Raw genomic sequence first — 8438 nt, 5'->3', positions numbered from 1 at the left:
AGTGCCGGCACGGGCCCGGCCGGCGACGGCGAACCGGACCGGGATGCCATCAGCCAGGCCTTGAGCCGCGCCGGCGGTGTCGTGGCCCAGGCGGCGGCCGAGCTCGGCCTGTCACGCCAGGCCCTGTACCGCCGCATGGAACGCCTCGGCATCGCCCGCCCCTGATGGCCGCCCGCCCGGGAAAGACACCCATGCGCCTTTCGCTGCTGACGCGCTGGTCCGCGCTGGTCGGCACCCTGCTCACCCTGGGCATCGTCATCGCGCTGGCGCTGACCCATTACCTGCCCGGCCAGCCGCTGCTGGTACTGGCCGTCTGCCTGCTGTGCGTGGTGCCGCTGGCGGTCATCACGATCCGCTCGCAGCTGGCGCCGATGCTGTCGCTGTACCGGGCCCTGGCCGGCACCGTCACCAGTTACCGGGACGGCGACTTTTCCTTCAGCCTGCACTGGCCGCAGAACGACGAGCTGTGCGACCTGGTCGCGGCGCACAATGCGTTGGGCGAAGTGCTGCGCGCGCAGCGGCTCGACCTGGTGCAGCGCGAACTGCTGCTCGACACGATGGTGCAGAACACGCCCGTGGCTATGCTGCTGGTGGCCGACAACGGCCCCGTGGTGTACGCCAACCTGGCGGCGCGGCACCTGCTGGGCCAGGGGCGCAAGCTGGAAGGCCACCGGCTCGACGAGCTGCTGGCCCAGGCCTCGGCGGCCCTGGCCGAGGCGGTCGCGCGCGGCGGCGATGGCCTGTTCACGACGGGCGAAGGCGAGCAGGAGGAAGTATTCCACCTGGCCCGGCGCCGTTTCAACCTGAACGGGCGCCGCCATGAACTGCTGCTGCTGCGCCAGCTGACGTCGGAACTGCGCCGGCAGGAAGTGCAGACGTGGAAGAAGGTCATTCGCGTCATCAGCCATGAACTGAACAATTCGCTGGCGCCGCTCGCGTCGCTGGCCCACTCCGGCGCGGAACTGGTGCGGCGCGGCCAGACCGAGCGCCTGCCGCAGATCCTGGCCACCATCGGCGAGCGCACCCGCCACCTGGAGAGCTTTATCCTCGGTTACGCCCGCTTCGCCAAGCTGCCGACACCGCGCCTGGAAGCGCAGCAATGGGCCGGCTTCGTGGCCCGGCTGGCCGAACAGGTACCGTTTCGCGTTGACGGGCCGCTGCCGGAGGAACCGTGCGCCTTCGATGCGGCCCAGCTGGAGCAGGCCCTGTTGAACCTGTTGAAGAATGCCCATGAATCGGGCTCATCCCCGGAGGCGGTAAGCCTGGACATCCGCCGCGTGCCGGACCTGGTGCGCATCGACGTCCTGGACCGGGGCCCCGGCATGAGCGAGGCCGTGCTGACCAATGCGCTGGTACCGTTCTATTCGACCAAGCGCAGCGGCACCGGCCTGGGCCTGGCGCTGGCCCGCGAGATCGCCGAGGCCCATGGCGGCCGCATTACCCTGGCCAACCGGGAAGGTGGCGGCTTGGCCGTTACGTTATTCCTGCCGTCGGAACTCCTGACAGCTTGAGCTTAGTCATATAGCAATAATATAGGTTTTGTAATGCTCGCCGGGCGTCCTATTGTGTAGTGAGGCGGGCCGTGGTGGCCCGCTTTTACTCCGGGGAACCATCATGACACTTCGAGCTCTTTCTTCCATTGCCTTGGCCGCGGCGCTGCTGGCCTCAAGCGGCGCATTCGCCGAGGACACGGTGCAGAACGTCAACCTGGGCGGCGACGCCGGCGACATCCTGTCAGCGCACTTCGGCGTCACGCACACACAGCCGGGCGACTTCGTCGACACTTATAACTTTTCGCCCACCAACGGCAGCTGGTTCGTCGATTCCAGCCTCGTCACCATCGGTTGGTATAACGCTACCAACATCGATTTCTACGCCGCCGAAATCAATGGTCATGCCATGACCATGACGCCAAACGGCACCTTCGAGTATGGCTGGCTGATCAATGAGCCCATCATGGGGCCGCTGGTGCTGACGGTATACGGCAGCACCATGTCCGACGGCCTCGCATCGGCCAGCTACGCCGGTACCATCAACATCGCGCCGGCGATACCGGAACCCTCGACCTACGGCATGCTGTTGGGTGGCATGGGCGTGTTGGCCTGGCTGGCACGCCGTCGTCAGGCCGTGTAGCAGCAAAAAGACGCTTCGGCGTCTTTTGCGCAGCATCAATTTCCCTTTCGCACACCTCTCGCATCATTCCCACCGGATTCGGCATTTTCCGATTGCGTCGGATATAACGCCATCACCAAAAGAAACATTTCCACAACACATAAATTGTATTTGTAGGGCAATAGTTAAATTGCCGCGAGGGACTATTTTTCTTTTCTTTTCGCCAAGTTAAATAAACGATTGACAATAAGCAGTGACTTGCATTATCTTTGCAACTCAATAACAAAACCAGCTACTCAAGGAACCGGCATGAACATGAAATCGATCGTCTTCGCAGCAATCCTGTCCACCGCTTTTGGCACCGCCATGGCAGAAAATGTCACCAAGCCAACGGTTGTCATGACCGCTGAAGATGGCAACTACTCGGCTGGCTTCGAAGCCACCCACAGCACCGGTCTGTTCACCGACACGTTCACGTTCAGCTACTCCGGCCTGCCGGGCGATGCTTTCGGTTTCGCTGCCAACGTCAAGAACAAGAAAAGCGACATCAACTTCACCAGCGCCACGCTGAACGGCCAAGCCCTGGACCTGACGAACTTCGGCGACAACTCGACCGTGTACATCGACCTGCCAGTGTCCGGCCTGCTGACCCTGGTCATCTCCGGCGAATCGTTCGGCAAGGCCAGCTACGCCGGCACCATCGACGTGACCTCGGCAGTTCCAGAGCCAACCACCTACGGCATGCTGCTGGGCGGTCTGGGCGTCATGGGCTTCCTGGCCCGTCGCCGCAAGGCCTAAGTTTTACACCCTGGCCGCGGGTTCCATGCGGCTGGTATAAAAAAGACGCTGCGGCGTCTTTTTTTACGGCCGCTGGTAAACTGCCGGCATGCAAAACCGACGCTTCGACCAACCTGGTCACCCTCCCGCCACCATCACCGAATACCAGGGCGTACGTTCGCTGCACCTGGGTACCTCCTGGGTCCAGGGCGCCATGCGCCTGTCGCGGCCCGATACCATCGAGCTCGAATACGTGCAGATGATGATGATGTGGATGCTGTTCAAGGACGATCCCCGCCATATCGTCCAGCTGGGCCTGGGCAGCGCCGCCCTTACCAAGTTCTGCTATCAGCGCTTCCCTCGCGCGAAGGTCAGCGTGGCCGAACTCAATCCGAACGTCATCGCCATCTGCGAGTCGCTGTTCGGCCTGCCCGCCAACGACGAGCGCCTGGCCGTACACGAAATGAATGCGCTGGACTTCGTCAACGACCCGGCCCGCCACGGCACCGTGGACGTGCTGCAGGTCGATTTGTACGACGAGGAGGCGCGCGGCCCCGTGCTCGATTCGCCCGAGTTCTACCAGGCCTGTGCCGACTGCCTGGCCGAGGACGGCATCATGACGACCAATGTCTTCGGCGAGTTTTCCAACTACGACAAGAACCTGCAGCACATGGAAATGGTGTTCGATGCCGTCGTCTGGCTGCCGGAGGTGCACGATGCCAATATCGTCGTCATCGCGTTCAAGCGCTCGCCCGTGCTGGATTTTTCCGACTTGTACGAGCGTGCCGCCGCCATCAGGAAGGCGTACAACCTGCCGGCGCGGGGCTGGGTCAACGGCCTGAAGGGGTGGATGCTGGACCAGCAATAAGCGCCAGGCTGGGCAAAAACAGGCAAACAAGGGGATTGACGAAGGCGCACCGGGATGGTGCAGGACCACCCGCCGGAGTGTCGTAAAAAAGTCGCGTCGGCGGCAAAAAAGGCGCTTGCCAGAAGGTCAAGGCCAAATAGAGTACGGCAGTTTTTGGTATAAAGCACGCAATATTTCTTGAACGTGCAAATCGCGCAACAGTGATGCCAAGACGCCCTGTTCGCTCTGGAAGGCGGCGGTTAGTATCAGCCGGCTGGCACATTGCCTCGGCTATGTGCTTATACCCGACAACCAGAGAGATCCCGACACATGAAGCGAACCCCTGCAGCCCCGATTGCATTCCGTCGTACCCTGCTGGCCGGCGCCGCGCTGCTGATGGCGGCCCAGGCGATGGCCCAGACGGTTGACACCGCCAGCGCCGGTGCAAGCGCCTCCGAACAAACCGTGGTCGTGCTGGGCTCGCGCTCGGCCGCCAAGACGGCGCTGGACACGGCCGCGCCGGTCGGCCTGATCAACATGAAGGACATGCAGAACGCCGGCCCGCTGGAACTGGGCAAGCTGCTGCAGACGCTCGACCCGTCGTTCAATTTCTCGTCCACCTTCATCAGTGACGGCACCGACATCATCCGCCCGGCCACCCTGCGCTCGCTGGGCCCGGACCAGCTGCTGGTGCTGATCAACGGCAAGCGCCGCCACCAGCAGGCCCTCGTCAACGTGCAGCAGACCGTGGGCCGCGGTTCGGCCGGTACCGACATCAATGCGATCCCGCTGTCGGCGATCCACCATATCGAAGTGCTGCGCGACGGCGCGGCCGCCCAGTACGGCTCGGACGCCATCGCCGGCGTCATCAACATCGTGCTGAAATCGAACGTCAACGAAACGCAGCTGTCCGGCCAGGTTGGTACCACCTCCGAAGGTGACGGCGACAACTTCTCCGGCAGCGTCAACCGGGGCTGGGCGCTGGGCGGCGACGGCGGCTACATCAACGTCTCGGCCGAGGCCCGCAAGCGCAAGGAAACCAACCGCGCCGGCCTCGACACGGCCCGCACCGATCCACCCCGCGTGACCCAGCGCATCGGCGACAGCGACGCCAAGGACCTGTACCTGTGGCTCAATGCTGCCCTTCCCGTCGGCAAGGGTGGCGAGCTGTACACCTTCGGCGGCGCTTCCAAGCGCAAGGGCGACTCGTCCGGCTTCTTCCGCTCGGCCGGCGATGCCCGTACCGTGCCCGAGGTCTACCCGAACGGCTACCTGCCGACCATCCGCACCACCGTCAAGGACGCTTCGCTGGCCGTGGGCTTCCGCCAGGACCTGCCGAACGAGTGGAAGGCCGACGTCAGCGTCAACCACGGCCGCAGCGAACTGGGCTTCGCCGAAACCAATACCATCAACATCAGCTACTGGTACGAACCGCGCCCGAACGGCGCCGGCATCTACGCCGAGTCGCCGCTGGCAGCCGATACGGGCAAGCTGAAGTTCGACCAGACCACCTTCAACCTGGACTTCAAGGGCCCGCTGAACCTGGGCGGCGCCAACCTGTTCTTCGCCACCGGTTTCGAATGGCGTGAAGACAATTACCAGATCGTCGCGGGCGACCCCGTCTCGTACCAGTACGGCCGGACCAACAACCCGGCCATCCCCATCATCGACCGCTCCGGCGGCATCGCCGCTTCCGGCACGCAGGGCTTCCCCGGCTACACACCGTCGACGGAAGTGGACGAAGGCCGCCACAATATCTCGCTGTACGGCGACCTGGAATACCGCCCGACCGACAAGCTGCTGCTGGCAGGCGCCGTGCGCTATGAGAAATACTCCGACTTCGGCAACACGACGACGGGCAAGGTCACGGCCCGCTGGGACCCGTCCAAGGAAGTGGGCGTGCGCGGCAGCTATTCGTCGGGCTTCCGTGCGCCCGGCGTGCAGCAGGCTTTCTACAGCTCCGTATCGACCAACCTGAACGCCGACGGCGTGCTGACCGAAACCCTGACGGCGCGCCAGAACAGTGCCGTCACGCGCGCGCTGGGCATCGCGCCGCTGAAGGAAGAAACGTCGCGCAATGCCAGCGTCGGCATCGTGCTGCGCCCGGTGAAGAACTTCTCGTTCACGGCCGACGTGTACCAGATCAAGATCAAGGACCGCATCGTCTTCTCCAGCAATATCTCGGAAGCGATCAACGGCCCCGTCGTCGGCGCCGTGCTCAACCCGCTGAAGGTCGGCCAGGCCCAGTTCTTCACCAACGCCGTCGACACCACGACCCGTGGCCTGGACATCGTCACCGACTACAAGATGCCGCTGCCGGGCGCCACCCTGACCTTGTCGGCCCAGCTGGGCTTCAACAAGACGGAAGTCAACAACCGCCATTCGACGTCGTCGATCCTGTCGGGCGAAGAACTGTTCGACGCCTCCCAGGTCACCTTGATCGAGCACGGCCAGCCGCGCCGCCACCACGTGCTGTCGGCCGACTACAGCACCGGCAAGTGGAATGCCAACGCCCGCGCCAATTACTACGGCGAAGTGAAGGGCCAGGGCTTCACCCCCGGCTTCATCCAGACCTGGGATGCCAAGTGGATCGCCGACCTGACGCTGCGCTACAACTTCACGAAGAAGATGAGCGTGGCCTTCGGCGTCAACAACCTGTTCGACACCTACCCGACCGAATGGGACAAGACCCGCGCCGCGCCGTTCCCGCAACTGGGCTTCACGCACTGCTGGGAAACCTGCCCGTTCGGCGTCAACGGCCGCAGCATGTACGTACGCGCCGACTACGCCTTCTAAGCCGTCTTATCCTGGACAGAAAACCGTGGCCTTGCGCCACGGTTTTTTTTTGGCTGGCAGCGTCAAGCCGAAGTTTCAACAAGCCGTTTGATGCAAATCAATCATCCCGCGAAACATGACGAATTGACCAGACCAGCACAGGTAATGTATCGGCTCGGTTCGTCTTTTCGAGGAGCAGCGCGATGTCCACCACGCACACGCAGTCGGCAGTATCGGACACGGCCCCGGTCAACGCGGCGGCCCGGCTGACCGCATGGCGAGGCTGGGACCGCGGCCTCGTCATCATGAACGCCCTTACCACGGCCCTGTTCGGCCAGATCGAAAGCGGCCGCATCGCCGTCGCCGACAGCCAGCTCAGGCGCGACCTGGTCGCCACCTTGTTCGGCCTGAACACGGCCCTGCACGACATCACGGCACAGTTCAAGGCGCACAGCGACAAGCCCGACGCCATCGCCATCGACGCACCGGGCGCCGACCAGTGGCCCGCAGCCACCGGCCAGGCCGACCTGGGCAGCTTCTCAAGCGCCTTCGATACCATCGGCGCCGCGCTGGACGGGCTGCACCGGCAGGTGGGCACGGACTGGCCCGAGCACCCCGATGCGGAAACGATCCAGACGGCCATCGCCGGCCTGATCGACGCCAAGGACGACGTCATCGCCGTCATCCGGCAGATCCTCAGCCAGCAGGGCGCCTGAGCTTGCGGGAGCCGGCCGCGCGTGCCACGGGCGCGGGACGGCTGCCGGCCGCGTATGCCGCCAGGTGGATGACGGCGGCAAGGCGCCGCACGAGATCATCCATCTGCGGCGCCGGCACCTGGGCATAACCGAGCATCAGCCCGTTCCACCCGGCCGTGCCCTGCACCGCATGCGTCGACAGCGCGTTGACGACGATGCCTTCCTGGCGCGCCCGCTCCACGATGGCCACGTCCGACAGCGCCGCATCGGCGAAGCGCAGCGACAGGTGCATGCCGGCGGACGCACCGTGCACGGTGGCGATGCGGCCCAGGTGCCGGTCCAGCGCCGCCACCAGCGCATCGCGGCGCTGGCGGTACAGCCGGCGCATGCGCCGCAGGTGCAGCGCGAACTGGCCGCTGCGCAGGAACTCGGCCAGCGCCAGCTGCTCGGCCACGCGTCCGGTCGCCGCCGATTGCGCCCGCATCGCCGCCAGCGGCGCGGCCAGCTCGGGCGGCACCACGAGAAAGCCGATGCGCAGGCCCGGGAACATGGTCTTGCTGAACGTGCCGCAGTACAGCACGGGCGAATCCGGCGCCAGCCCCTGCATGGCCGCCAGCGGCGGGCCATCGTGGCGAAATTCGCTGTCGTAGTCGTCTTCCACGATCAGGGCGCCACAGGCGCGGGCACCGTCGATCAGCGCCATGCGCCGCGCCAGCGACAGCACGGTGCCCACGGGGTACTGGTGCGAAGGCGTCGCGTAGATCAGGCGCGGCCGGCGCACGCGCCAGTCCTGGGCGATGGGCGCCATGCCTTCCTCGTCGACGGCGATGCCTTCGATGGCCAGGCCCGCCGCGCGGAACGCTGCCAGCGCGCCGCCGTAGCCGGGGTTCTCGATCCACACCGTGTCGCCTTCGTCGGCACAGGCACGCGCGCACAGGTCCAGCGTGCTCTGGCTGCCGTCCGTGATGAAGACCTGGTGCGCCTCGCACACGACACCGCGCGCGGCGCGCAGGTGGTCCGCGATGGCCGAGCGCAGTGCCGGTTCGCCGGCGGGGTCGCCGTAATTGAGCTGGGCCGGCGAGAGGCTCCTCCAGGCCCGATCCAGCAGGCGGCGCCACAGCACCAGCGGGAAGCTGGCCAGGTCCGGCACGCCCGGCACGAAGGGCAGGCCGTCGCTGGCGCTGTTGCTGACGTGGCGCAGGTTCTGCGCCCGCCGCGCCAGGCCGGCCTGC

Annotated in this window: 8 protein-coding genes; 7 read left to right on the top strand and 1 reads right to left on the bottom strand. The window is 65.2% G+C overall.

What is annotated here, in order from left to right:
• Positions 1 to 81: 81 nt before the first annotated feature.
• The 7 genes from GM672_RS30055 to GM672_RS26515 all read left to right on the top strand — a co-directional run bounded on the left by GM672_RS30055 (position 82) and on the right by GM672_RS26515 (position 7227).
• Positions 82 to 165 carry a helix-turn-helix domain-containing protein gene (locus GM672_RS30055; RefSeq protein ID WP_371867104.1) on the top strand — a complete coding sequence of 28 codons (84 nt, stop codon included), beginning with the start codon at positions 82 to 84 and terminating at the stop codon, positions 163 to 165.
• Between the two features lie 26 nt (positions 166 to 191).
• The gene (locus GM672_RS26540) at positions 192 to 1511 is read left to right on the top strand and encodes a sensor histidine kinase (RefSeq protein WP_155473520.1); all 1320 of its coding nucleotides are present in this window, start codon (positions 192 to 194) and stop codon (positions 1509 to 1511) included.
• 103 nt (positions 1512 to 1614) lie between these two features.
• Positions 1615 to 2133, top strand: coding sequence for an FxDxF family PEP-CTERM protein (locus GM672_RS26535; RefSeq protein WP_155473519.1), 519 nt, complete (start codon positions 1615 to 1617; stop codon positions 2131 to 2133).
• 294 nt (positions 2134 to 2427) lie between these two features.
• Complete coding sequence (locus GM672_RS26530; RefSeq protein ID WP_229417964.1) at positions 2428 to 2910, top strand: FxDxF family PEP-CTERM protein; 483 nt, start codon at positions 2428 to 2430, stop codon at positions 2908 to 2910.
• A gap of 88 nt (positions 2911 to 2998) precedes the next feature.
• On the top strand, positions 2999 to 3757 hold the full coding sequence (locus tag GM672_RS26525; protein ID WP_155473518.1) for a spermine/spermidine synthase domain-containing protein: 759 nt from the start codon (positions 2999 to 3001) through the stop codon (positions 3755 to 3757).
• Between the two features lie 309 nt (positions 3758 to 4066).
• Complete coding sequence (locus tag GM672_RS26520; protein ID WP_155473517.1) at positions 4067 to 6532, top strand: TonB-dependent receptor plug domain-containing protein; 2466 nt, start codon at positions 4067 to 4069, stop codon at positions 6530 to 6532.
• 182 nt (positions 6533 to 6714) lie between these two features.
• Positions 6715 to 7227, top strand: a complete 513-nt coding sequence (locus tag GM672_RS26515; protein WP_155473516.1) for a hypothetical protein — start codon at positions 6715 to 6717, stop codon at positions 7225 to 7227.
• Here GM672_RS26515 and pdxR read toward each other — a convergent pair.
• The coding region (pdxR, locus tag GM672_RS26510; protein WP_155473515.1) for a MocR-like pyridoxine biosynthesis transcription factor PdxR at positions 7208 to 8438 on the bottom strand (1231 nt) is incomplete at its 5' end. The two genes, GM672_RS26515 and pdxR, sit on opposite strands and share 20 nt — an antisense overlap.

The organism is Pseudoduganella buxea (assembly GCF_009720835.1).
Lineage (GTDB): Bacteria > Pseudomonadota > Gammaproteobacteria > Burkholderiales > Burkholderiaceae_D > Rugamonas > Rugamonas buxea.
The sequence above is the reverse complement of the archived record's forward strand: the minus strand, read 5'-3'. Positions and strand labels throughout refer to the sequence as shown.

Coding starts and splice junctions, on each gene's coding strand:
- GM672_RS26540 (WP_155473520.1), top strand. CDS start 192: ATGCGCCTTTCGCTGCTGACGCGCTGGTCCGCGCTGGTCGGCACCCTG.
- GM672_RS26535 (WP_155473519.1), top strand. CDS start 1,615: ATGACACTTCGAGCTCTTTCTTCCATTGCCTTGGCCGCGGCGCTGCTG.
- GM672_RS26530 (WP_229417964.1), top strand. CDS start 2,428: ATGAAATCGATCGTCTTCGCAGCAATCCTGTCCACCGCTTTTGGCACC.
- GM672_RS26525 (WP_155473518.1), top strand. CDS start 2,999: ATGCAAAACCGACGCTTCGACCAACCTGGTCACCCTCCCGCCACCATC.
- GM672_RS26520 (WP_155473517.1), top strand. CDS start 4,067: ATGAAGCGAACCCCTGCAGCCCCGATTGCATTCCGTCGTACCCTGCTG.
- GM672_RS26515 (WP_155473516.1), top strand. CDS start 6,715: ATGTCCACCACGCACACGCAGTCGGCAGTATCGGACACGGCCCCGGTC.